General features: G+C 42.3%; 29 protein-coding genes. 11 read left to right on the top strand and 18 right to left on the bottom strand.

From position 1 onward, the window contains the following. The 11 genes from SORDD25_RS03085 to nrdR form a co-directional block, all read right to left on the bottom strand. Window positions 1–1,032, bottom strand: a complete 1,032-nt coding sequence (locus SORDD25_RS03085) for a 3-deoxy-7-phosphoheptulonate synthase (protein WP_061852582.1) — start codon at window positions 1,030–1,032, stop codon at window positions 1–3. A gap of 79 nt (window positions 1,033–1,111) precedes the next feature. Beyond that, window positions 1,112–3,625 carry a preprotein translocase subunit SecA gene (gene secA, locus SORDD25_RS03090; protein ID WP_061852583.1) on the bottom strand — a complete coding sequence of 838 codons (2,514 nt, stop codon included), beginning with the start codon at window positions 3,623–3,625 and terminating at the stop codon, window positions 1,112–1,114. A gap of 144 nt (window positions 3,626–3,769) precedes the next feature. Next, a complete protein-coding gene (locus SORDD25_RS03095) occupies window positions 3,770–4,510 on the bottom strand; it encodes a DNA alkylation repair protein (RefSeq protein ID WP_061852584.1) in 741 nt (246 codons plus the stop codon). A gap of 142 nt (window positions 4,511–4,652) precedes the next feature. Continuing rightward, complete coding sequence (locus SORDD25_RS09395; RefSeq protein ID WP_000415958.1) at window positions 4,653–4,943, bottom strand: hypothetical protein; 291 nt, start codon at window positions 4,941–4,943, stop codon at window positions 4,653–4,655. 132 nt (window positions 4,944–5,075) lie between these two features. Further along, entirely contained in the window at window positions 5,076–5,672 is a 597-nt protein-coding gene (locus SORDD25_RS03105; protein ID WP_061852585.1) for a LemA family protein, read from the bottom strand. 160 nt (window positions 5,673–5,832) lie between these two features. Beyond that, window positions 5,833–6,684 carry a TPM domain-containing protein gene (locus tag SORDD25_RS03110; protein WP_061852586.1) on the bottom strand — a complete coding sequence of 284 codons (852 nt, stop codon included), beginning with the start codon at window positions 6,682–6,684 and terminating at the stop codon, window positions 5,833–5,835. Window positions 6,685–6,911: 227 nt separating this feature from the next. After that, on the bottom strand, window positions 6,912–8,222 hold the full coding sequence (gene der / locus SORDD25_RS03115; protein ID WP_009730455.1) for a ribosome biogenesis GTPase Der: 1,311 nt from the start codon (window positions 8,220–8,222) through the stop codon (window positions 6,912–6,914). 13 nt (window positions 8,223–8,235) lie between these two features. Then, on the bottom strand, window positions 8,236–8,949 hold the full coding sequence (locus tag SORDD25_RS03120; RefSeq protein WP_061852587.1) for an NADPH-dependent oxidoreductase: 714 nt from the start codon (window positions 8,947–8,949) through the stop codon (window positions 8,236–8,238). After that, the gene (gene dnaI / locus SORDD25_RS03125; protein WP_061852588.1) at window positions 8,946–9,842 is read right to left on the bottom strand and encodes a primosomal protein DnaI; all 897 of its coding nucleotides are present in this window, start codon (window positions 9,840–9,842) and stop codon (window positions 8,946–8,948) included. The genes SORDD25_RS03120 and dnaI overlap by 4 nt, the downstream gene beginning before the upstream one ends. Beyond that, a complete protein-coding gene (locus tag SORDD25_RS03130) occupies window positions 9,843–11,006 on the bottom strand; it encodes a DnaD domain protein (protein WP_061852589.1) in 1,164 nt (387 codons plus the stop codon). Next, a complete protein-coding gene (gene nrdR, locus SORDD25_RS03135; protein ID WP_001203678.1) occupies window positions 11,007–11,480 on the bottom strand; it encodes a transcriptional regulator NrdR in 474 nt (157 codons plus the stop codon). It lies immediately after the preceding gene. Window positions 11,481–11,620: 140 nt separating this feature from the next. Here nrdR and SORDD25_RS03140 point away from each other — a divergent pair, with 140 nt between their 5' ends. From SORDD25_RS03140 to SORDD25_RS03150, 3 genes are read left to right on the top strand one after another with little or no spacing between them, the layout of a single operon-like run. Further along, window positions 11,621–11,986, top strand: a complete 366-nt coding sequence (locus SORDD25_RS03140; RefSeq protein WP_000119122.1) for a GntR family transcriptional regulator — start codon at window positions 11,621–11,623, stop codon at window positions 11,984–11,986. Window positions 11,987–11,990: 4 nt separating this feature from the next. After that, complete coding sequence (locus SORDD25_RS03145) at window positions 11,991–12,686, top strand: ABC transporter ATP-binding protein (RefSeq protein ID WP_061852590.1); 696 nt, start codon at window positions 11,991–11,993, stop codon at window positions 12,684–12,686. 15 nt (window positions 12,687–12,701) lie between these two features. Then, window positions 12,702–13,430 carry a hypothetical protein gene (locus tag SORDD25_RS03150; protein WP_061852591.1) on the top strand — a complete coding sequence of 243 codons (729 nt, stop codon included), beginning with the start codon at window positions 12,702–12,704 and terminating at the stop codon, window positions 13,428–13,430. A 31-nt stretch (window positions 13,431–13,461) separates the two neighbouring features. Here SORDD25_RS03150 and SORDD25_RS03155 read toward each other — a convergent pair whose 3' ends face one another. Both SORDD25_RS03155 and SORDD25_RS03160 read right to left on the bottom strand, forming a co-directional pair. Continuing rightward, entirely contained in the window at window positions 13,462–14,157 is a 696-nt protein-coding gene (locus SORDD25_RS03155) for an LrgB family protein (protein WP_001288935.1), read from the bottom strand. Beyond that, window positions 14,154–14,528 (bottom strand): CidA/LrgA family protein, encoded by a 375-nt coding sequence (locus tag SORDD25_RS03160; protein WP_000781325.1) that lies wholly within the window; start codon window positions 14,526–14,528, stop codon window positions 14,154–14,156. Before SORDD25_RS03160 ends, SORDD25_RS03155 begins: the two co-directional genes overlap by 4 nt. Before the next feature lie 196 nt (window positions 14,529–14,724). Between SORDD25_RS03160 and SORDD25_RS03165 the strand changes: the two genes are divergently transcribed. From SORDD25_RS03165 to queF, 7 genes are all read left to right on the top strand, one after another. Then, entirely contained in the window at window positions 14,725–15,105 is a 381-nt protein-coding gene (locus tag SORDD25_RS03165; RefSeq protein ID WP_044020363.1) for a MarR family winged helix-turn-helix transcriptional regulator, read from the top strand. Between the two features lie 96 nt (window positions 15,106–15,201). Next, entirely contained in the window at window positions 15,202–15,423 is a 222-nt protein-coding gene (locus tag SORDD25_RS03170) for a DUF4649 family protein (RefSeq protein ID WP_061852592.1), read from the top strand. Window positions 15,424–15,438: 15 nt separating this feature from the next. Then, the gene (trxA, locus tag SORDD25_RS03175) at window positions 15,439–15,753 is read left to right on the top strand and encodes a thioredoxin (protein ID WP_001029581.1); all 315 of its coding nucleotides are present in this window, start codon (window positions 15,439–15,441) and stop codon (window positions 15,751–15,753) included. Between the two features lie 203 nt (window positions 15,754–15,956). Continuing rightward, complete coding sequence (gene queC / locus SORDD25_RS03180; protein ID WP_061852593.1) at window positions 15,957–16,610, top strand: 7-cyano-7-deazaguanine synthase QueC; 654 nt, start codon at window positions 15,957–15,959, stop codon at window positions 16,608–16,610. After that, window positions 16,610–17,053: a 6-carboxytetrahydropterin synthase QueD gene (gene queD / locus SORDD25_RS03185; protein WP_061852594.1), complete on the top strand. Its 444-nt coding sequence runs from the start codon at window positions 16,610–16,612 to the stop codon at window positions 17,051–17,053. Before queC ends, queD begins: the two co-directional genes overlap by 1 nt. Continuing rightward, a complete protein-coding gene (gene queE / locus SORDD25_RS03190; protein WP_061852595.1) occupies window positions 17,046–17,762 on the top strand; it encodes a 7-carboxy-7-deazaguanine synthase QueE in 717 nt (238 codons plus the stop codon). The genes queD and queE overlap by 8 nt, the downstream gene beginning before the upstream one ends. Before the next feature lie 17 nt (window positions 17,763–17,779). Next, window positions 17,780–18,271: a preQ(1) synthase gene (queF, locus tag SORDD25_RS03195; protein ID WP_049478686.1), complete on the top strand. Its 492-nt coding sequence runs from the start codon at window positions 17,780–17,782 to the stop codon at window positions 18,269–18,271. A 217-nt stretch (window positions 18,272–18,488) separates the two neighbouring features. On the opposite strand, the gene SORDD25_RS03200 is transcribed toward queF, so the two are convergent. Next, window positions 18,489–19,157 (bottom strand): MIP/aquaporin family protein, encoded by a 669-nt coding sequence (locus SORDD25_RS03200; protein WP_061852596.1) that lies wholly within the window; start codon window positions 19,155–19,157, stop codon window positions 18,489–18,491. A 145-nt stretch (window positions 19,158–19,302) separates the two neighbouring features. Beyond that, window positions 19,303–19,650 carry a winged helix-turn-helix transcriptional regulator gene (locus SORDD25_RS03205; RefSeq protein ID WP_001133066.1) on the bottom strand — a complete coding sequence of 116 codons (348 nt, stop codon included), beginning with the start codon at window positions 19,648–19,650 and terminating at the stop codon, window positions 19,303–19,305. Between the two features lie 151 nt (window positions 19,651–19,801). On the opposite strand from SORDD25_RS03205, the gene SORDD25_RS03210 reads away from it, so the two are divergent. Then, entirely contained in the window at window positions 19,802–20,191 is a 390-nt protein-coding gene (locus tag SORDD25_RS03210; protein ID WP_061852597.1) for a nuclear transport factor 2 family protein, read from the top strand. Between the two features lie 168 nt (window positions 20,192–20,359). Here SORDD25_RS03210 and pepF read toward each other — a convergent pair whose 3' ends face one another. Genes pepF through prmA form a run of 3 tightly spaced genes read right to left on the bottom strand, consistent with a single transcriptional unit; the run spans window position 20,360 to window position 23,862 of the window. Further along, window positions 20,360–22,156 carry an oligoendopeptidase F gene (gene pepF / locus SORDD25_RS03215; protein ID WP_061852598.1) on the bottom strand — a complete coding sequence of 599 codons (1,797 nt, stop codon included), beginning with the start codon at window positions 22,154–22,156 and terminating at the stop codon, window positions 20,360–20,362. A gap of 10 nt (window positions 22,157–22,166) precedes the next feature. Next, window positions 22,167–22,910 (bottom strand): 16S rRNA (uracil(1498)-N(3))-methyltransferase, encoded by a 744-nt coding sequence (locus tag SORDD25_RS03220; protein ID WP_061852599.1) that lies wholly within the window; start codon window positions 22,908–22,910, stop codon window positions 22,167–22,169. A 1-nt stretch (window position 22,911) separates the two neighbouring features. Beyond that, complete coding sequence (prmA, locus tag SORDD25_RS03225; protein WP_081103641.1) at window positions 22,912–23,862, bottom strand: 50S ribosomal protein L11 methyltransferase; 951 nt, start codon at window positions 23,860–23,862, stop codon at window positions 22,912–22,914. Window positions 23,863–23,985: the final 123 nt, after the last annotated feature.

The following is a 23,985-nucleotide window of genomic DNA, read 5'->3' on the forward strand; positions in this document are numbered from 1 at the left end:
TTACTCTCCTAGCGTTTGGTAAATTTCGCGAACAAGTGCTTCTGTGTTGTCCCATCCGAGACACGGATCTGTAATGGACTTACCAAAAACTTCTGGCTCATTTTGACGTCCATCTTCTAGATAGGACTCAATCATAAAACCACGAACGTATTTTTTGATTTTCTCATTCCAGTCACGGTTAATCAAGGTCTGACGAACGATACGGATTTGATCCATGTACTGCTTGCCTGAATTGTCATGATTGGTATCGATGATGATAAATGGATTTTCCAAGCCCATCTTTTCATACTGGGCAATAGTATCCATCAAATTGTCATAGTAGTAGTTAGGAATATTTTTCCCGTATTCATTCAAGGCACCGCGAAGAATGGCGTGGGACAATGGATTCCCCGTTGTTTCCACCTCTTTACCGAGGAAAAGGAAACTCTGTTTATTTTGCGCTGCATAAATCCCGTTAAACATAACATTGAGATTTCCAGATGTTGGATTTTTAAATCCTGTTGAAAAGTCTGCTCCACTCGCTACAAAACGGTGCTGTTGATCCTCTACAGAACGAGCTCCAACAGCCATATAAGAAATCAAATCATCCACCAGCGGAAGATTTTCAGGATAAAGCATCTCATCCGCTGTTGTTATTCCCGTCTCGGTAATCACACGGTAGTGTAACTGACGAACAGCCTTGATCCCATTGATCAAGCTAGGAGCTTCTGTCGCATTTGGTTGATGAATCAAGCCCTTATAGCCATCTCCATTGGTACGAGGTTTAGCTGTATAGACACGCATGACCATAAAAATACGGTCTTTGACCTCTTCTTGCAAAGCAGATAGACGCTTGGCATACTCGAGAACCGCCTCTTCATTATCAGATGAACATGGTCCAATCACCAAGAGAATACGCTGGTCTTCCCCACGAATGATGGCTTCCAATTCCTGATCACGTTGATTTTTTCTCGCAAGAGCCGCCCCCTCTAATTTAGACAAGGCGCGAACTTCTTCAATGTTAATTTTAGGACTTTTAGCTTTAAATACCATGATTCATCTCCTTATAAAGCAAACGGACACCAAGCAAAAAATGATTTTTACCAGGTATCCGCCTGTATCTTATCTCATATTATTGTCTCTTACCATGACAGTTCTTGAATTTCTTACCTGATCCACATGGGCATTGGTCGTTTCGTCCGATTTGGCTCAAGTCCAAATCTTCAGGAAGGCTTGCCTGCTGCGCTGCGATATTACGAGTCGCAGTTGTACTGATATTGTGTTCAGTTTGCGGACGTTCCTGTTCATGGATTTGTGCTTTCATCATCAAGCGGGTCACATCGAATTCGATTGAACCAATCATGTCGTTAAACATTCGGAAACCTTCTGCTTGGTATTCTACAACAGGGTTGTTTTGGGCATATCCACGAAGACCAACAGCATTTCGCAACTGATCAAGAGCATCGATATGGTCTGTCCACTTGTTGTCTACAACACGTAGAATCAAGACTTTTTGGAATTCTTTCACTGCATCTTCGTCACGAAGCTTAGCAACTTGGCTGTCATAGACTTTCAAGGCACGTTGGAAAAGTTCATCTTTGATAGCTTGGTCTGACAAACCTGCAAGGTCTGAACGGCTAATTGAATCTTCTGGAAGCAAGTTATACTTAGCAAAGTTCAAGATTGCTTCCAATTTTTCATCTTCCTTAGAACGTGCATGTGCATCCACGATACGTCCAATGGTACGACGAATCATAGCATGGATTTCTGGTGCCAAGTCACGATCTGCAGTAATGACATCATAACGTTGTGCATAGATGATTTCACGTTGTTCACGCATAACGTCGTCATATTGAAGGACTTGTTTACGAGTGTCGTAGTTATTTCCTTCGACACGTTTTTGAGCTGCTTCAACTTGACGCGTTAACATGCGAGATTCGATGGCTTCGTCAGACATATTGAGGCGTTCAAAGACACCTTTCAAACGTTCTGAACCGAAACGTTTCATCAAATCATCTTCAAGAGACAAGTAGAATTGTGACTCACCTGGATCTCCTTGACGTCCTGAACGTCCACGAAGCTGGTTATCAATACGGCGACTTTCGTGGCGCTCTGTACCGATGACACAGAGTCCACCAAGTTCACGAACCCCTTCACCAAGCTTGATGTCGGTACCACGACCGGCCATGTTGGTTGCAATAGTAACCGCACCACGTTGACCAGCGTTCATGATAATTTGAGCTTCTCTATAGTGGTTTTTCGCATTCAAGACTTCGTGAGGAACGCCTGCTGCTACCAATTTCTTAGAAAGAAAATCACTGGTTTCAACGGCAACTGTACCAACCAAGACCGGCTGACCTTTTGCGTAACGAGCTTTTACATCTTCAACTACAGCCTTAAATTTCGCATCAAGACTTGCATAGAGAAGGTCTGAGTGGTCAATACGTTGGATTGGACGGTTAGTAGGGATTGGGATAACACGAATGTTATAGATTTCACGGAACTCTTCTTCTTCTGTTTTACCAGTACCTGTCATCCCCGCCAATTTCTTATACATACGGAAGAGGTTTTGGTAGGTAATAGAAGCTGAAGTCTTGGTCTCGTCTTGGATAGGCACACCTTCTTTGGCTTCGATGGCTTGGTGCAAGCCATCAGAGTAACGACGACCTTCCATGGTACGACCTGTAAATTGGTCGACAATCAAGATTTCCTGCTCTTCACTAACCACATAGTCGATATCAAGGATCATGATATAGTTGGCACGAAGGGCATTGTCAACAAAGTGAGTAAGAGCTACATTTTCAATGTCGTAGAGATTTTCTAGTTTGAAGTAGCTTTCAGCCTTGTCAATACCAGAATCTGACAAACCGATCGTCTTAGACTGAACGTCAATGATATAGTCGTCCTTGTCCAAGGATTTCACGAAGTGGTCCGCCATATGGTAGAGTTGACTTGTTTCAACTGCATTGGCACCTGAAACGATCAATGGTGTACGAGCTTCGTCGATCAAAATCGAGTCAACCTCATCGACCAAGGCATAGTTTAGTGGACGTTGCACCATGTTTTCTGCACGAACGACCATGTTGTCACGAAGGTAGTCGAAACCAATCTCTGAGTTGGTTGAGTAGGTAATATCGCAAAGGTAAGCCTCTTTTTTCTCCATTGGAGATTTTGCTGCCAAGTTGATCCCTACTGACAAACCGAGCCATGAGTACAATTCACCCATTTCAGTCGCGTCACGTTCTGTTAGGTATTCGTTGACTGTAACTACGTGAACTCCTTTACCTGCAAGGGCATTGAGGTACACTGGCATGGTCGCTGTCAAGGTCTTCCCTTCTCCGGTACGCATCTCTGGAACGTCACCATGGTGAAGAACAATCCCACCCATGACCTGAACCTTATAAGGGAAAAGCCCAAGGACACGTTTTGCAGCTTCGCGAACTACCGCAAAAGCCTCATATAGCAATGAATCAAGTGATTCACCCTTGTTGTATCGTTCTTTAAATTCGTCAGTTTTCGCTTTTAGTTCTTCGTCTGACATTGCAGCCATTTGGCTCTCATAGTTAAGAACCTTATCAGCCATCTTTTCCAGACGACGAAGTTCTCCTTTATCATTTTCAATAATCGTTTTTAAAATATTAGCCATGATTTTCCTTACTTTTTATTCTGAATATTTTAGAATGTTCTTTTAATTTTAGCATATTTACCATTATTTTTCAAGAAAGAATCCTTAATTTACAACGGAAAAGCCCAGCCAAAATTCAGCTTTTTTTGCATAAATCTTCTGTGGCTACCTTTTTGTTTTTGTTCGAGATGCATGCTTGATGATCCAAGCACAACTTGGACTTAGCTCCTCCTTTTGCCAAGTTTGAAGAATCCTTTCAAACTTATCAGGTTCTTCTTTGTACAAATCATTTAAATTATTAGCTACACTTTTTTGAACAGACTTGTCTCTATCATCCTTTAGATTGGTCAGAATAGTGGTGAAATCCTCAAAATAATCCAATACCACGGTTTGTCTCTTAGCCCAAGGCAGACGGATACGCATACATTCGCTGGCAAGTCTACGAACGCGCAAATTTTCATCCCGACTCCATTCTAACAGCAAAGTCATTGTAGCCTTAGGATAGCGAGCCAGCAAAGGTCTCATAGAAAATTCTCCAGTAAATCGCTTGGTTAGTTCCTTACTAAAGGCCGCGCTCAATTCAAATTCCTTATCCCCATATAGCTCTACATATTTTCCGATTGGCCAAAGCCAATATCCTTCTGAGAACATACCTAAACCACCTTCTAACTCGGGACCCAAAATTTTCTCAAAAACCTTGAGAGAGTCCTGATAAGATAGGGGAAGACATTCTTTGATACTTTTAGCCAAGAGTTCTTGACGCTGGCTAAACTCCAACTCTTCCAAGTCTTTTTCTAACAAGAGCCTAAACTTTCGCTCATCAAATGCAGGGGACGCTTCTTTCAACCGTCGACTCAAATCACTAGCATAAGTCAAGTCATAATAATCTTTTACTTTTTTAGCCATTTTTTAATCCCTTAATCTTCTTTTTACGGGACTTATTATATCATACAGACAGCTGTCAACAAAATTTTTTTTATATCTCCAACTATTTTAACAAGGAAGAAAAAAGGACTAGAAGCTAGTCTAGTCCTTCATTTTTTAATGTTTAATTTCCCAAGAATACAGGCAATATCCCAAAATACCAAAAGAGATTGATCCAGAAGGCCAAGCAAAAGATGATGCCAAAGATGAGAAGACTGATTTTTTTAATCAGCACGGAGTATAGGATGGATAAAACTCCAAAAACCACAAAGAGTTTTTTCATAACGAAATAATATACTGAAACTCCTCCTATTTGCCAATCCCAAGGAAGGAAAAACATGAGGAACCAGAGAAGGCAAATCGTAAGAATATATCTCTTGTAGTGCGCTTCAAGAAAGGCTTTTGTTTTCTCCATAGCAAACCTCCATTTCAGTCACTGTCTCTTCCCTTTTATTATACCAAAAAAACCTGGAAAAAGCTTTCCAGGTTCGGGTTTGAAATCACTAGTCTTACTAGAGAAATTACTTTATTCATAGGCTGATTCACTTTATTGACTTGATGAAGATGTTCCAAAATCGACCTTAGGAACTGTCTTGGCTTCTTCAGTTTCTTTAAAGATTTCAGCTTCTTTAAAGTTCATCATACTCGCAAAAAGCACGGTTGGAAAACTTCTCAACTTTTGATTGTACTCGGCAGCGACTTTATTATAATCCTTGCGTGCTACAAAGATACGATTTTCACTTCCTGAAAGTTCGACCATTAGTTGCTCAACATTTTGATTACTCTTGAGTTCTGGATAATTCTCCGTCAAGGAAATCAAGCGGGAAAGAGCAGAGCTCAACTCTCCCTGAGCTTTTTGGTTTTCTTCCGATGTCACTGAGCTACTACCGATTTTAGCTCTAGCATCCGCAATCTTGGTAAAGACTTCGGTTTCATGATTCATTTGTCCTTTAACGGACTCCACCAAGTTACCAATCAAGTCCGAACGACGTTGGAGGGCTGTAGAGACATCGGCCTGAGCCTGCTCCACTTTAGTCTGTTCACCAACTAGACCATTATAGGTCGTCACTGCGGAACAACTTCCCAGAACTAGTAGTCCAAAGAAAATCGCTACTATTGAGAGAATTACTTTATTTTGTTTCATATCAAAACCTTAACACTTTCTTTTATCAACTTTTCTGAGAAAATACTCAGATTTTAAATCAATTTCCCAAACTTTGTTTTTATTTTTAATGAAGGAGTGAACTCTTGCAAAGGAGTCACCTTACTGTATGGAGAAATCGGTTTGAGCAATATATGATCACTCACCAGTCATCAGACGAACCACCGCCATCAAAGCCACCACCGTCCCAACCTCCAGATGAGTCGGAGCCTGAGTCAGACCAAGAAGATCCTGAATCTGATGAGTCACCGCCCCACCAGCCACCGCCAGAATCATCTCCACGAGAACCGCCTCCACGGCCTCCAGATATAAATCCGATGATCATCACGATGAAGTAAATGAGAACTCCAAATCCGATAACTCCGTCGCTCGAACTGCTTTTTCGGTTCCGTTTTGAAGATCGACTCTCAGCTGTATACTTTTCAATTTCTCTTAGACGACTAGAATTAGTAGCATAGTCGTAACTACTTCTAGAACTTGAAGAAGTCGTACTCGATCCACTATAGAACATGTAGTTTAGATTGTTTGCTATAGAAAGAACTCCATTGCTGTAGTCTCCTTTTTGAAAGTAAGGTCGTGCTGTTTTCAAAAATCTATTGGTCTGATAGTCAGTGATCTTACTGGCCACATTATTACTAGTTTCAATCCGTGATTTTCTATCCTCAACAGCTACCACAATCAAGGCGCCGTTGTTGTCTCCCGAGTAGCCAATCTTCCAAGCTCTAGCTGTTTCGTTAGCTACAGTTTCAATTGTTTCTCCATCCAGGCTTTTCACAACGTAAACGCCCACTTGGAATTTTTCTGATTTTTTACTATTGACATTATTCAATTCCCGAATCTGACTTATAGTCTCATCCGTTAGATAGTGATCCGGGTCATAGATCCCGTACTCAGGTTTTTCAGGTGCTGTGAATGCTGACAAGAAGAGAAAAACCATCAGCAGTCCAAGCAAGCGAACCAACAAACTATGTTTAAATAATCTGCTTCTTTTCATAATAACCTCCCTGATAAAGGAAAATTGATTTAAGGAATTATAGCATTTTGATTTTTACAAAGAAAGTGCATTTCATTACAAATAGATTACAAAAGCTAGGAAAATGATTGAAATTTGATGACAGATCCTCCTCCAATTTGATAGGTTCTTTTCTCCCCTTTTAGTATAGAAAAAAGAAGACTATGAAGTCTTCTTTTAGTTTATTTTTGTAGAAAAACAAGCAAGACTTACTTACGTTTTCTCGCGATCAAGTGAATCGGTGTTCCTTCAAAGACAAAGGCCTTGCGAATTTGATTTTCCAAGAAACGCAGGTAAGAGAAGTGCATGAGTTCTTCTTCGTTGACAAAGATGACAAAGGTTGGTGGCTTGGTTGCCACTTGGGTTGCGTAGAAAATCTTGAGTCGTTTCCCTTTGTCTGTCGGTGTTGGATTGATAGCAATGGCATCCATAATGACATCGTTCAAAACTGCTGAAGGAATACGGGTGTTTTGGCTTTCACTGATTTGCTTGATCATCTCAGGCAACTTATGGAGACGTTGCTTGGTCAAAGCTGATACAAAGACAATCGGTGCATAAGGCAGGTATTGGAACTGCTCACGGATATCTTCTTCCCAGTTCTTCATGGTGTGGTTGTCTTTTTCAAGAGTATCCCACTTGTTGACCACGATGATCATTCCTTTACCAGCTTCGTGGGCGAAACCTGCGATACGTTTGTCGTACTCACGGATACCTTCTTCGGCATTGAGGACCATCAAAACCACGTCAGAACGGTCAATGGCACGCATAGCACGCATGACAGAGTATTTCTCTGTATTTTCATAGACTTTACCAGACTTACGCATACCAGCTGTATCAATCATGGTAAACTCTTGTCCATCAGCATCTGTAAAATGGGTATCAATGGCATCGCGAGTCGTTCCAGCTACTGGACTAGCAATCACGCGGTCTTCTCCCAAAATGGCGTTGATCAAACTTGATTTTCCAACGTTAGGACGGCCAATCAAGCTAAATTTGATCACATCTGGATTTTCTTCTTCAACTTCGTGTGGTAGATTTTCCACAATGGCATCCAGCACATCCCCTGTCCCGATACCGTGGACAGACGAAATTGGCAGCGGTTCGCCCAATCCTAGCGCATAGAAATCAAAAATATCATTTCGCATTTCAGGGTTGTCAACCTTGTTAACAGCAAGGATAACAGGTTTATGGGTTTTATAGAGTTTACGGGCTACGTACTCATCTGCATCCGTGATTCCTTCTTTTCCAGATACCACAAAGACGATGACATCGGCTTCTTCCATGGCAATTTCTGCCTGGTGCTTGATTTGCTCCATAAAGGGAGCATCGACATCGTCAATTCCTCCTGTATCTATCATACTAAAGGAACGATTGAGCCACTCACCCGTTGCATAGATACGGTCACGTGTCACACCCTCGACATCTTCTACGATTGAGATCCGCTCACCAGCGATCCGATTAAATAGGGTTGATTTCCCAACATTGGGACGTCCCACAATGGCAATAGTTGGTAAGGCCATGTTTTCTCACTTTCTACAATAACTTTTTCTGTTCTAGATTCTTCCGAGTTGAACGAGGTTCGGCTTGACCAAACTGCTCTGCCAAACGCTGACTCCAAGAGGTCGTCGCACGCGCACCAGCATAGTCTGCCTGTACTTTGTCATAGTCCAAAACCGTCTCAACTGGCTGTTCTTGGTACTCTTCTTCAAACACCACTTGGCTCAAAGGCAGTCTTGGTTTGACATCATGTTGTTGATCTGGCACGCCAATGGCAATCCCAAAAACAGGGTAGGTATAATCAGGCAAGTTAAAAAGCGCTGCCACTTCTTCTGACTTGTAACGGACCAAACCGATGATAACACCACCATATCCCAGACTCTCAGCCGCAAGCAAGGTATTTTGCCCCGCAAGCGCAGCGTCCACAGACGTGATAAGGAGACCTTCCACCCCTTGAGGTTGGAAAGTATCCGTATGAAGGCTTGCTCCCTTTTCAGCTCTGTTCAAGTCACCGACAAAAAGCAAGAAAGCAGCTGACTGGCGAATGGCTTCCTGAGGAACCAATTCATATAAGGCATCTTTCTTCTCTTGACTGCGTACACGAATCACAGAGTAAGATTGGAAATTTTTCCAAGAAGACGCCATTTGTCCAGCAGTCAAAATCTCTTCCAAGTCTGCTTGAGGAATTTCTTGCTCCTTAAAGCGACGAACTGAAGTATGAGCTTTCATCAATTTAATGGTTTCTGTCATCGGCGATTTTCTCCTTCTAGTCTCGTTTCCTCAGCCAAATAACGGATTCGCTCCATAACCCGTCTAGCTTCCCAAGTCTCATCATTTCCATTCTTTCCTTTGGCAAAATGTTTTTCCAAATCTTGGAAATTAAAGTTGGAAGTAAAGAAGGTCGGCAAATCTTCCTGCATGCGATACTGGAGAATAACTTGAAGAATCTCATCACGCACCCAAGGTGTTGACTGCTCTGCACCAATATCATCCAAGACCAAGACCTCTGCTAACTTGATCTCATCCACCAAGGTCTTCACAGTTCCTTCACCGATAGCATTTTTCACATCAATGACAAAACTTGGATAGTGGAGAATGGTTGTTGAAGCACCACGTTTTTCAGATAAGTCGTGAGCCAAAGCCGCCATCATGAAACTCTTACCGACACCAAAATCTCCGTACAGATAGAGGCCTTTCGAGGTAGTTGGATAATTACTAACAAAATTTATCATTCTTTCCAGAACAGGAAAACGTGCAATATCATCCCGATAAACATCTACCAAACTAACATTTTTCAAGCTTGCTGGTAAATGAATCAAGTTGAGACGATTCTTGATAGCCACCTGCTTCTCTGCTTCCACCAACTCTTCGGTTTCCTCATAAGACACATCCGCATAACCATGGTTCATTACCAAGATTGGTTTGTAGCCTTGAGCTATATAAGTTGTATCATTAGTTAAAAATTTCTGTCTCTCAGTGATATACTGGTTAAACTTGGAAATACTACGGCGAATTTCTTCTTGGCTCAAACGTTCCCGCTGGATAAAATCTACCACATCAGGATCCAGCATGATATCTTTGACTAACTCCTGATAATTGAAACGAGTGGGATGCTTTGCCAAAGTTTCTCCTATACTCTCCATCTAGGCTCCTCCATTATCTAGTTTAGCTAATAATTCCTGCGTTCGGCGTTCCATTTCTTCTAGTTCCTGAGCCGAAGTCTTATTCTTATAGTCTGGCTGACTCCACTTGGGAACATTTGTCTTAGTCGAGCTAGCTTTATTTTTCTGTTCTTCTTTCCCTTTTTGCTGGTGCTCTCGAATCCGAAGCACAGCCTCTTCTGCTGTCCGAATTTTTTGATAAGCATAGTCATTTGCGACCTTCATGGCATATTTTTCATTAACATTAGCCGAATCAACCTTGTTAAAGGTTAAAAGTAAGACGATATTGATGACTTCGTCCAACAAGCCTAACGACGTCATCTGGTGAAGGAGTTCTCTTTCACTTTGGGTGACGTACCCTTTGCGCTCTTGTTTGAGGACTTGCAAAAAATCCTGGGGAATTTTATTTTTAACTTCCCTAATAATGGCCATTTCTTTGGGACTAAAGTCCGAAGATACCTGCTTTTGCGCAATCTTTTCACGCATGCGTTTGACTGAAATAACCTGAGCCACCGCTGTCGCCTTGGCTAATTGATAAGTTTCAAACCAGGTCCATTTTTTTTCATCTGTGATGGCAAACAATTCCAAAACATCCGTTTGCTCGTCTTCAAAACGCAAGCCATCTCGAGCCATCAGCCGCTGGAAATGTTCCAAGTCAAAATCATTTTTTAACTTGCTTTTAGACTCGGTTGGAGTCACTTCTTCGGTCAAGGTTGGAAATACTTGGCTCAAAGAAACAGAGAGTGCTTCTCCCTCACTTGGAGCCTGCTTCATAGCAGAAACAGCTGTATCCCCAATCTTTTTCTCTAATAATCTACTATAGACAGAATGACTTAAAAAATCTTGACTGGAGAGGGGAGGATGAAGCTGTAATTCATAGGTTTCTCCCTTTTGATAAAGGGTCAACAAGTCTACAGCAGATAAGATTTTAAAGGACTGGAGGAGCGTATTCATCCCGAAGTTTAAATGATTAAGAATGTTAGCAAAAAGGTGTTCCTTCTGCCCACCATCCCAAAAGGTAATGGCATATAGATAGAGGCTCAGCGCCTCCTGACCGATAATCGGGAGGTAGCACTGCACCAGAGAAGAGGTATCTTGCGACACCCGATTATTCTTTAGAAAAGAAAAACGGTCATTTGGCTTCATTTACTTTTCCTTTTTCTTTTTTGAGGACTGGGTGATCTGCTGGAGCAGACTCTCCAACTCACTCACATCCTTAAAGCTACGATAAACACTGGCAAAACGAACATAGGTAATCTCATCAAGCTCTGCCAATTCTTCCATGACTAAAGATCCAATATATTCACTTTGGATCTCATTCTCACTGCGACTACGGAGTTTTTGCTCGATACGATTGACCACCATGTTGATTTCATCACTTGAAACCGGGCGTTTCTGGGCTGAACGGATAATCCCATTAAAGATTTTATCTCTTGAAAATTGTTCTCGCGTACCGTCTTTTTTGACGACAACTAGCGTTCTTTCTTCTACTCGTTCATAGGTTGTAAAACGATGCTGACACTCGTCGCACTCACGTCTTCGACGGATGGTATTTCCTTCTTCGGCTTGTCGACTATCAACAACACTAGACTTGGTAGCCCCACATTTTGGACAACGCATGCATTTCCCTCCTTGTCGTTTTCTTTTCATTATACCATTTTTTGAGCAATTCCCAAAACAATTCTTATTTTTACTTGACAAGTTTTTTGTTTTATTGTATTATTCGATTAGAACAATAAAGATAAAGAAAGGAGACTATGATGTCCTGGTCATTTGATAATACAAAACCCATTTATTTACAGATTATGGAAAAAATTAAACTACAGATTGTTTCCCATGAACTGGAACCCAACCAACAGCTCCCTACCGTGAGAGAACTGGCGAGCGAGGCTGGGGTCAATCCCAATACCATCCAGCGCGCCTTGTCTGACCTTGAACGTGAAGGATTCGTTTATAGCAAGCGAACAACTGGTCGTTTTGTCACCGAGGATTTGGACCTCATCGTTCAGTCCCGCAAACAACTTTCCGAAGAGCAACTGCAACACTTCGTCTCTTGCATGCTTCAATTTGGCTACAAAAAAGAAGAACTGCCAAATGTATTAAGCGACTATATTAAAGGAGTTTAAGACTATGACACTACTAGCACTTGAAAATGTATCAAAATCATATGGAGCAACTGCGGCACTTGACAATATCTCACTAGAGATCTCAGCTGGAAAGATTGTCGGGCTCCTCGGACCAAATGGATCCGGAAAAACAACCTTGATCAAACTGATTAACGGTCTCCTTCAGCCAGACAAAGGACGTATCCTCATTAACGGACAGGATCCAAGTCCTGCTACCAAGGCAATTGTCTCTTATCTACCAGACACAACTTATCTCAATGAGCAAATGAAGGTTAAAGAAGCCCTTACTTACTTTAAAACCTTCTATCAGGATTTCAATCTTGAACGCGCCCATCATCTACTTGCAGACCTAGGAATTGATGAAAATAGTCGCCTCAAGAAACTATCAAAAGGAAACAAGGAAAAGGTACAACTGATTTTGGTTATGAGCCGTGATGCTCGTCTCTACGTTCTGGACGAACCTATTGGTGGGGTGGATCCAGCAGCCCGTGAGTATATCCTCAATACCATCATCAACAACTACTCCCCAACTTCTACAGTTTTGATTTCTACCCACTTGATTTCTGATATCGAGCCAATCTTGGATGAGATTATCTTCCTCAAAGACGGAAAAGTAGTTCGCCAAGGAAATGTTGATGATATTCGTTACGAGTCAGGTGAATCCATTGACCAACTCTTCCGTCAGGAATTTAAGGCCTAAGCAAAGGAGATTATTATGTTTTGGAATTTAGTTCGCTACGAATTTAAAAATGTTAACAAGTGGTATTTAGCCCTTTATGGTGCTGTGCTTGCAATTTCAGTTTTGATTGGAGCTTTTCTTGGTAGCCTTAGCCAGACTTACAATTCTAACAATGCTGTTTATTTCATCTTCTTTTTGGTACTAGTCTTTGGAGGACTCAGCGTCACTCTTTGGATTGCAACAATCTTTTTAATCATCCGAAGATTCAAGGGGAGTGTTTATGACCGCCAAGGGTACTTGACCTTGACCTTGCCTGTCTCTGAGCACCAAATCATCACCGCAAAACTTTTAGGCGGTCTTGTCTGGTCCATCTTAAGCTATATTGTCTTTATCTTGAGTATATTGATCATCATCTTCTTAACACCAATAGAAAAAGACTTCACTGCCCTCTACAACTTCATTTCCCCTTATCTCAGCTACGGCTGGCTGTATGCCCTATCACTATTTGTCGGGTCGATCGCATGGATTTTATCCATTTACCTCTCCATCTCTATCGGGCAACTCTTTAACGAGTATCGAACAGCCATGGGGATTCTAGCCTATATCGTCATTTCAATCGTTATTGGTTATATCACTTTCTTCTTAAGAGTTGACAATGACTATAACGTGATGGTTGGTACAGAAATTCTGCGCGATCTCTTTTTATCAGCTATCTACTATCTCGGTACCTACTATATCTTGAAAAACAAGGTTAATTTGCAATAAAAAATGCCCAGCTAGAAAGCTGGGTTTTTCTTTAACTCAATATCAAACTGGCTACGATGGGGCTGACAAAAACATAGAGAATACCGGTTACACCGATAGCCAAGCCACCCATAGCTCCTGCTACAGAACCGTATCGAAAGGCTGTTCCCGTTCCGACAGCGTGTCCTGTTCCTCCAAGGGAAAGCCCGACTGCTACCGGATCATCAATTTTTAACCACTTCAAAAGGGTTGGTCCAATCACACTGGTTAAGATCCCAGTGGCTACTACTACGACCAAGGTTACAGTTGTTAAACCTTGCAATTTTTCTGTAATCCCCACTGCCATAGCGGTTGTCACTGACTTGGGAAAGAGAGAAATGGCTAGGAAAAAGTCCATGCCAAATATTTTCGCTACTATGGCAGTGAAGCTAGTATTGACAACTACTGCTAGCAGACTGCCAAAGAGAATACTCCGTGCATGGTGCTTCATCAAGTGAAAACTCTTATAAAGCGGAATCCCTAGAGCCACGGTCGATGGGACAATCAAGTTGTTCAGATAAACCCCACCTTGGTAATAATCTTGATAAGAAATACCCGTCGCCTTAAGGAAAATAATGATAAAAATGGCTGACAAAAGAAGGGGCGTTGTCAAGGGATGGGGAAAACGTCTGTAAATCAACATCCCCACTAGATAAGCTAGGATAGATAATGCAATCCCAAATAGAGGATTGGATACAAATTCGCTCATTTGGCATCTCCTTTCTCATAATCTCCCTCAAATCGTCTCTTGATAAACTGAACCACTAGGGCAATAAGGATAATGTTGATGACAGCCGCAAAAAAGACAATCAAGACGATGGGCAAAAGATAAGGGGCAATCACATCAAACTTTTCCATGATACCCACTGCTGGCGGCAAAAAGAGAATGGTCATATTGGCCAGCAAGAAATTCCCGACCATGTTGACATGTCTGGTCCTTAGCCACTTGAACTGTAAGGCTAGAAAGAGAATAATCAAACCGATAATACTGCCTGGGATGGGCAGATGAAAGAAACTGGAGATTCCCTCACCGATTAGAGAAATCACAAAGAGAATCATTAATTGAACATATAATTTCATCCTAAACTCCACGAAATAGACTTCTTGCATACCAGTTTACTCTTTTTTCAGAAAATTTCAAGGAAATATTGAAATTCTTCTTTCTTGCAAGGATTAGTTAAAAGTAGTATAATCATTGCATGCGCAATCATCTTGTGTTGTAGAGACAGTCAGTAATGACTTTGTGATTTTTACTTTGAAAAGAAAGGAGAAAGCAATGACCTATTTGGAAAAGTGGTTTGACTACAACCGCCGTCAAAAGGAAATGGAAGCCTTGTTGGAAGAAACTATTGCCCAGCAGAGTGAACAAAGGTTGACCTTGAAAGAGTTTTACCTGCTCTACTATCTGGATTTGGCCCAAGAAAAATCTCTACGCCAGATTGATTTACCTGATAAGCTTCATCTCAGTCCAAGCGCAGTTTCTCGAATGGTGGCTCGACTAGAAGAGAAAAACTGTGGTTTGCTTAGTCGCCGGTGTTGCGATCAGGATAGACGGGCAAGTTTTATCTGCCTGACTGACGAGGGACAGACAACTCTAGCTTACCTGCAAAAGGCTGTCGAAGAAAGACTGGAGACGAGTCTAGATTTCATTTCATAATCAGATTTTCTAAAAAGTTGCGTGCGCAATCATTTTTCTTGACATTCCTCTTTTCAAGGAGTACAATAAAGTCAAGATCGAACAAAGGAGTTTTATATGATCGAAATTACTTATCTAGACGCCAGCAAGCAAGAGAGAACCATGACTTTCGAGTCTTATGAAGATTTTGAACGTTCTCAACATGCCTGCCTTATCGGCGTTGCTGATTACTACACTGTCCAAAAATTAACCTACAATGGTCATGATTTGGACTACCATGGGACTTATGGAGATGTCTTCTTCTATCTCATGAAACAAGATTTAAGCCAATATAACTAAAAAAGGAGAAATACAATGGCAAAAGCAATTACAGATGCAACATTTGAACAAGAAACAAAAGACGGTTTGGTCTTGGTAGACTTCTGGGCAACTTGGTGTGGTCCATGTCGTATGCAAGGTCCAATCTTGGATAAATTGTCTGAAGAACTTTCAGAAGATGTCTTGAAAATCGTTAAAATGGACGTTGATGAAAATCCAAACACAGCTCGTGCCTTTGGAATCATGTCTATCCCAACCCTTCTCTTCAAAAAAGATGGCCAAGTGGTAAAACAAGTTGCTGGAGTACACACTGCAGAACAAATCAAAGCCATCGTTGCTGAATTGAGCTAATCACATGAGAGACCAAGTGCTTTATTTGGTCTCTTTTTTTCTTGCCCTTTGCCATTTTTCAAAAAATATGCTAGACTGTAGGTAGAATATTACGATGTTTGGGACATGCCATCGCTAAAAAAAACCTCTACTTGGTATTTTTTAGCTCCCCTCAAGGGAGCTTTTTGCGTGCTCTGAACATTTCCCATTTTAGAAGGAGTACTATGAAACGTCATTCAGCCTTGGTCGTCTTTAGCGGCGGTCAAGATTCCACAACCTGCCTCTTTTGGGCTAAAAAACACTATGAAACAGTCGAAGCTGTCACCTTTGCCTACGGCCAACGCCATCATCTCGAAATTCAAGTTGCTAGAGAAATCGCTAAGGAACAAGGTATTCGTCATCACATCTTAGATATGTCTCTACTGGGGCAGATCACTGAAAATGCCTTAACCTCTGATTTGGAGATTGAGCAAAAAGAGGGAGAGGTTCCCAATACCTTCGTTGACGGTCGCAACCACCTCTTTCTGTCCTTTGCGGCAGTTCTTGCCAAGCAACGGGGTATTAAAGACATCGTGACAGGTGTCTGCGAGACAGATTTTTCAGGCTACCCTGACTGCCGGGATGTCTTTGTCAAATCTCTCAATGTTACGCTCAACCTTGCCATGGATTACGACTTTATTATCCAAACACCTCTCATGTGGCTAGACAAGGCTGAAACTTGGAAGTTAGCCGACCAACTCGGTGCCTTTGACTATGTTCGTGAAAAGACCTTGACCTGCTACAATGGGATTATCGGAAGTGGCTGTGGAGATTGTCCAGCCTGTCACCTACGTCAGCATGGTTTAGACGTTTATCTCTCACAGAAAGGAGAGGCCTGATGTTTTTTGCACCCAAAGAAATCAAACAGGAAACTGGGGAGTCCCTTGTCTACAATCCTCACAGAACCCTGGTATCAAAAGAGTTTACCTTCGATGCTGCCCACCACCTCTTTCACTATGAGGGAAAATGCAAATCCCTGCATGGCCACACCTATCATCTGCAAATTACTGTCAGTGGATTTTTAGATGAACGTGGCATGACCTACGATTTTGGAGATATTAAAGCGATCTACAAGGACTACTTGGAGCCCCACTTGGATCACCGCTATCTCAATGAAACCCTGCCTTATATGAACACGACTGCTGAAAATATGGTTTACTGGATTTTTCAAACCATGAGTCAAGAGTTGCCAGATGAACGTGGTCTCCGTTTGGAATACGTTCGCCTCTATGAGACTCCGACTGCCTTTGCGGAGTTTAGACGGGAGTGGTTAGATGACTAGGGAACGTGTCCTCAAACTACCAGTTCTGGAAATTTTTGGCCCTACCTTTCAAGGTGAAGGTCGTGCTATCGGGCAGAAAACCATGTTTGTCCGCACTGGTGGTTGCGACTACCACTGCGACTGGTGCGACTCTGCCTTTACTTGGGATGGTTCTGAAAAACCAACTCGCATGACCGCTGACGAGATCATTGCTGCCTTAGATAAGCTAGGAAGCTACGACTATGTAACCCTATCTGGTGGAAATCCTGCTATCCTAGCAGCTAACATGGCTCAACTCGTCACCAAGCTCAAGGAACGCGGTGTCACTCTAGCTGTTGAGACCCAAGGCTCCCGCTGGCAAAATTGGTTAAAAGATATCGACCAGGTCACTCTGAGCCCCAAACCTCCTTCATCCAAGATGGAAGTCAACTTTGAAACCTTGGACTTTATCGTTTCCCAACTGGACCCAGGCAAGGTCACCTTTAAAATCCCTGTCTTTGACGATGCAGATTTGGCCTTTGCCAAAGGGATTCAAGAACGCTACCAACCAGATGTTCTCTTCTTATCAGCAGGAAATCCTGAACCCAAGGCTACTGGCAATATTGTCCAAGACCAACTAGATCGCCTCAAAGAACTCTGGGAACGCGTCGCTGCTGACGATAGCTGGGGCAATGTCCGCGTCCTTCCTCAACTCCATACCCTCCTCTACGACAACCAACGTGGTGTTTAAATTAGAAAGAAAAAATCATGTCACAACAAGAAGAAATGAAAAACCTAAGCCTCCTCGGCAACAAAGAAACCAACTACATTTTTGACTATCAACCCGAAGTCCTCGAATCCTTTGACAATCGTCATGTGGAAAATGACTATTTCATCAAATTCAACTGTCCTGAATTTACTTCCCTTTGCCCAATCACTGCTCAGCCAGATTTTGCGACGATTTATATTTCCTACATTCCTGACAAGTTCTGTGTCGAGTCAAAATCTCTCAAACTCTACCTCTTTAGCTATCGAAATCATGGGGATTTTCACGAAAACTGTATCAACACCATCGGGAAAGACTTGGTCAACTTGCTAGACCCTCGCTATTTAGAGGTATGGGGAAAATTCACTCCGCGCGGTGGCATTTCAATTGACCCCTACTACAACTACGGTAGACCTGGAACTAAGTATGAAGGATTGGCAGAACAACGTCTCTTCCAACACGACCTTTATCCAGAGAAAATTGACAATCGCTAAACTCATACTCAATGAAAATCAAAGAGCAAACTAGGAAGCTAGCCGAAGGTTGCTCAAAGCAGTGCTTTGAGGTTATAGATAAGACTGACGAAGTCAGCTCAAAACACTGTTTTGAGGTTGCAGATGGAACCTGACGTGGTTTGAAGAGATTTTCGAAGAGTATCATACGAAAAAGCCCTGTTCCTCAAACTGAGGAGCAAGGCTTTTTGAATTTCAATTATTCTTCTGTTCCAAGGAAGTTTTTAGCAACAAGGGCTGCAAGAATACCACCAGCGATTGGGGCAAGGATGAAAATCCATACTTGTTGAAGAGCTGCGCCACCAACCAAGACAGCTGGAGCCAAACTACGAGCTGGGTTTACTGAAAGTCCAGTGATGTTCAATCCTACAAGGATCATTGCCATCAAGGACAAACCAATCACCAAACCAGCAATCGCACCATTACCCTTGCTTGCTGATGTTACCGTCATGATAACCAAGACAAACAAGAAAGTTGCGATGACTTCAAACAAGAAACCACCAAAGGCAGTGACACCGTTTGCTAAGGCATTTTCACCAAGACTAGCAGTTGACATGCCTGAGTTAGACAAGAGGAAGAATACTGCAGCTGACGCAAGGAAAGCTCCAACTACTTGTCCAAGGATGTAGTTTACAAGCTCTGAAGATGACAAACGTTTGTTTACAAACATCGCAATCGAAACCGCTGGGTTCAAGTGAGCCCCTGAAACAGTTCCGATTGAGAAAGCTGCGACTACGATTGCCAAACCAAAGGCAAAAGCAATCCCAAGGTGGCCAAGACCTTCAACACCATTCCCAAAAACAACAGCTCCTGTTCCGATGAACACAAGCATAAATGTACCGATTAATTCAGCAACAAATTTTTTCATGATAAATCTCCTTTTTTCAAACTACGTATTAGTCTATCAAAAGAAGGAAAGGGTTTCAAGAAAATTGATTGGAAATTTACTGGTTTGCCTTACTGTCTTTTAATTGAGGGATTCGATAAAAAATACATTCCCTCTATGGGACTTATCAGTTGCCTATCTCATTAGCATTTAGCAACTTAATATAATCCAGACCCCAGTTTTCGACAGCATCTAAAACAACTCTGAATTTCTGCCCCATTTCGGTTAAGCTGTACTCAACTCGTGGGGGAACTTCGGCATAGACCTTTCGTTGAACAATCTTATCCTTTTCTAATTGACGGAGATGACGGGTCAAAATAGTTTGAGTAATCCCAGGCAATAATCTCTGCAATTCTTTAAATCGTTTTGTACCCGTACTCAACTGATAAATGATTACCAGTGCCCATTTCCCTGTTAAAACCCTCTGCGTTGTCGCAAATGGACAAATACCATACTCACTCACTTTATTTGGCATAAAATATCTTCTTTCTATTTTTTTAAAAAAAATTTATCTTTTAGTAGCAACAATAGTACTAGTTTTGATACCAGCTATCGAAAAAGTGTCTACTTGTTTTTTAGATTGTAACTGTTACAATTATATCATAAAAAAGAAATGGAGAATATATATGTCAACAAACTTAGAAATTTTCAATGCTTATAACCAAGCTTTAATTGCTGGTGACTTTCCTGGTGTCTTTGAAACGATGGCAGACGATATTGTCTGGCATCAACCTGGTAATCATAGTATATCTGGTTCAGTTGTTGGTAAGGACAAGCTAGGATCTCACCTAGCTACATTTGCTGAGAAAACTCATGGAACCTTTAAGGTGATAACAAATTGGGTTTCTGACAATAAGGATTTAATCGCAGCTAATGTTACTTTTCTCGGAACACGTGCTGATGGTACTGAACTCAATATGAACGGGATTGACCTCTTCCGTATTGAAGACGGAAAAATCAAAGAAGTTTGGCTCTTCTCTTCAGATCAAGCTGAAGAAGATAGCTTTTGGGAATAATTTAAGAGACCGGGACAAAAAATTTTGATTTTAGGAATTCTTTATTATAAATTTTTAAAATCGATAGATTAGAAAAAAAGCGAACAAGATAGTATTCTGAGTGTCAGATAACTCGTTTTGTTCGCTTTTTATATTTAAGGTTAGACTTTTGTCCCAGACTCTTTTAATTTACTCTCCCAACTCTGCACTGTAGACGATAATCTGGTCAACTGTATCAGACAAGAACTGAATGGTATCACGAAGTGGTTTGTCTGTTGAGATATCCGCTCCAATAATCATGGCTGACTCAAGTGGTGTCTTACTGCCACCTGATTTGAGAAGATTGAGCCAATCTTCAGCTCCAGTTTCTGAATGTTTCAGATGAAGGTAACCCGCTGTCGAGATGACTAGTCCAGCTGAGTAGGTGTAGCTATACAAGCCCATATAGTAGTGAGCTTGACGCATCCAAGTCAAAGCCGCATCGTCGTCAATTTCAATGGCATCTCCCCAGAAATCCGTCAAGACTTCCTTCATAATGCTGTTAAGCTTGCTTGCTCCGAAGGTTTCTCCTTCTTCAATCAATGTATAAACCTTGCGCTGGAAGGCTGCTTCCAAGAGGTGAGTAATAAAGTTATGGAAGTAGGTGTCTGTCAAACGGTGAGCAAGGGCAAAGCGTTTTTGACGCGGATCATCAGACTGATGTTCCAAATAATCACTTAAAAGCAATTCATTGAAGGTTGATGGCGCTTCAACATAGTAGGTCGACATATGGGCATTGAAGTAACTTTGGTGATTGTCAGAAAAGATGAATTGACCAGAATGCCCGATCTCATGAATCAAAGTATAGACATCGCTCAAACGGCCTGTCCAGCTCATAAGGACATAAGGGTGCACGCGATATGGATCCGCCGCATACCCACCAGAATCCTTGCCACTATTGGCAGCAAAGTCCACCCAGCGTTCTTCTTGATAGCGAGCAACTTCCTGACAATATTCTTGTCCCAAAGGTTCTACTGACTTCATGACCAAATCATAGGCATCATCAATAGTCACTGCTGGATTCAGGGCGCTGTCCAAGTCCAATTTCCAGTCAGCAAAAGTCATCTTTTCAAGACCATTCACCTTGGCAACATGCTTGAGGTATCTCTGGGCAACTGGCGCAAATCCCTTCATGATGAGGTCAATCTGGCGGTCAAACATGGCACGGTCCACTTCTTGCTCAGCTAGGAGATAATCAAAGACTGAATCATAGCCCTTCATATCTGCCAACAATTTCTCAGATTTGACTTGGGCCAAATAGGCTGCCGCAGCCGTATTTTGGTGCTTACGGAGTCCCTCTGAGAAAGAACGGAAAGATTTCTCACGAACCTCAGCGTCCTCGTGGTTTTGGTAGAAATTTTCATAGGTAACAAAGCTATTTTTGTAGGTCTTGCCATGGGCTTCAAAGTCAGCCATTTCAAAGTCCCCAGCTCGCATCTTAGTATAAATGTCCTGTGGACTGTAGAAAACTTCACCCAGATTTGTCAAAGCCTTCTCCACATCCGCCCCTAGATAGTGGGCTTTTTTGATTTTGGCCTGACGAATGGCTGCCGTCAAATGTGGCAATTCACCCAAACGGTCCAAGACCTCCTCGTCCGCTGCCACCGAGGCATCGTCAAAGAAGGTCAAGGCTACGCTGGCATCTGTTTCAAATTCCATCCCAGCTTGGGCGATATTGGCGAACTCTTCATTGCTATAGTCTGTCGTCTGAGGCATAAAGGCGTAATTGCCGATATGGCTCATCTGAATATAAATTTGTTCTAATTCCGCAAAGGCCTTCTCAAAATCCTCAAAAGTGTGAAGATTACCCTTGTAATCACGGCTAAATTGGTTGATGTCTTCGCGCGTTTTCTCGATTGCACGCAAGAAATCCTCACGGTCTTGGTATAGGGCGGTTAAATCCCAAAGTTCCTTTTCTGGAAATTCTGAACGGTGTTTTTGTTCCATTTTCTTCCTCTTATTTCTCTAATTCTACTGAAACACTAAGGGCTGATAAGGCGTAAAGTGGTGCTGTTTCTGCTCGCAAGATGCGAGGGCCAAGTCCTGCAAGAACAGCTCCTTTAGATTCAAAACTTTCAATTTCTGCTGGTGAGAGACCGCCTTCTGGCCCAAAGATAAAGAGCAATTTGGCTCCTTTTTCAAGACCAGTGACTGCTTGTAAGAGCGCAGCGGCTTCTCCCTCTTTTGCTGATTCTTCATAGGCCACTACAATAGAGTCAAACTGGTCCAGCTGGGCTAGAAAGTCTGCTTTTTTCTCAAAAAGTTGGATACTTGGGACCAGATTCCGCTTGCTTTGTTCTGCTGCTCCAAGGGCAATTTTTTCTAGTTTTTCGGCTTTCTTGCCCAATTTCTTACCATCCCACTTGGCAACTGACCAGTCGGCAGGGAAGGCCCAGATTTGACTAGCTCCTAGTTCTGTTACTTTCTGAGTAATAAACTCCAGCTTGTCTCCCTTGGGAAAGCCAGATGCGATGGTCACTTGGATTGGCAGTTCCACATTGTCAGCTAATTCTTCAACCAATTCAAACTGACGTGCTTCCACATCAAGCACGCGCGCCAAGCGCTTGACGCCATCATCAAAGACCAAGGTCACCTCATCATCTTCTTTCAAGCGCATGACCTGAAACATATGCTTGCTGGTTTCCTTATCTTCGATAATGACAGGAGAGATTGCACTTCCTTTGACAAAATACTGCTGCATGCTAGCCTCCAATCACACCGGAAATATCCTTGGTTTTCTTAAAGACACAGGCATTCCATTCCCCTTGAATCATGTGAGTTTCAAGGAAAAATCCAGCTGACTCAGCTGACTCGCGCACCATGTCCCACTTGTCCTTGATAATCCCACTCATGATCAGGTAGCCTTCGTCCTTGACTAAACGATAAGCATCGTCTGTCAGATGAATGAGAATATCCGCCAAGATATTGGCCACAATGACATCTGCTTCAATCTCCACACCCTTGAGCAAATCTCCAGTAGCAACATGGATATTTTCCATACCAGGGTTGAGCTCAATATTTTCCTGAGCAACACGAACTGCCACATCATCTAGGTCGTAAGCAAAAATTTCCTTGGCACCCAGTAGAGAGCTGGCAATAGAAAGGACACCTGATCCAGTACCCACATCTAGCACCGTTTCGCCGCCACGAAGAACCTGCTCCAAGGCAAAAAGGCTCATCTTGGTCGTTGGATGGGTTCCAGTCCCAAAGGCCATACCAGGATCCAACTTGATAATTTTTTCTCCAGCAGTCGCCTCATAGTCCGTCCAGGACGGCACAATGGTCAAGTCATGGGTGATACGAGCTGGTTCATAATATTTCTTCCAGTTGTCTGCCCAGTTTTCCTCAGCCAAGGCAGTCGTCCCCATCTTGACTTCTCCTAAGTCCATAAAGTCTGTCAATTCTGCTAAATGAGCCTGCAAATCTGCCTCAACCGTTGCTACATCAACCGTATCAGGATAGTAGGCTGTCACCACGATTTCTTCTTGCTGTTCCACCTCAGGGAATATCTCACCAAATCGATCCACATTTCCCACATAGTCCATGCTGTCCTCGATCGCAACACCTTGCGCTCCCAGCTCAATCAGGAGGTTGGAAACCAATTCCTCTCCCTCACGCTTCACTGTAACTTTTAACTCTTGCCATGTTTCCATCATTAAGATACCAAGCCCGTAAAACACAAAGCCAAAATAGGAAATTCTCTGAAGACGCTTGAGTCTAAGAGAAGTTTATCTTTTTGGCACACTGTTTAGGGCGGGTTCAGTTTAGAAATGTAA

The organism is Streptococcus oralis, assembly GCF_001579525.1.
Lineage (GTDB): Bacteria > Bacillota > Bacilli > Lactobacillales > Streptococcaceae > Streptococcus > Streptococcus oralis_M.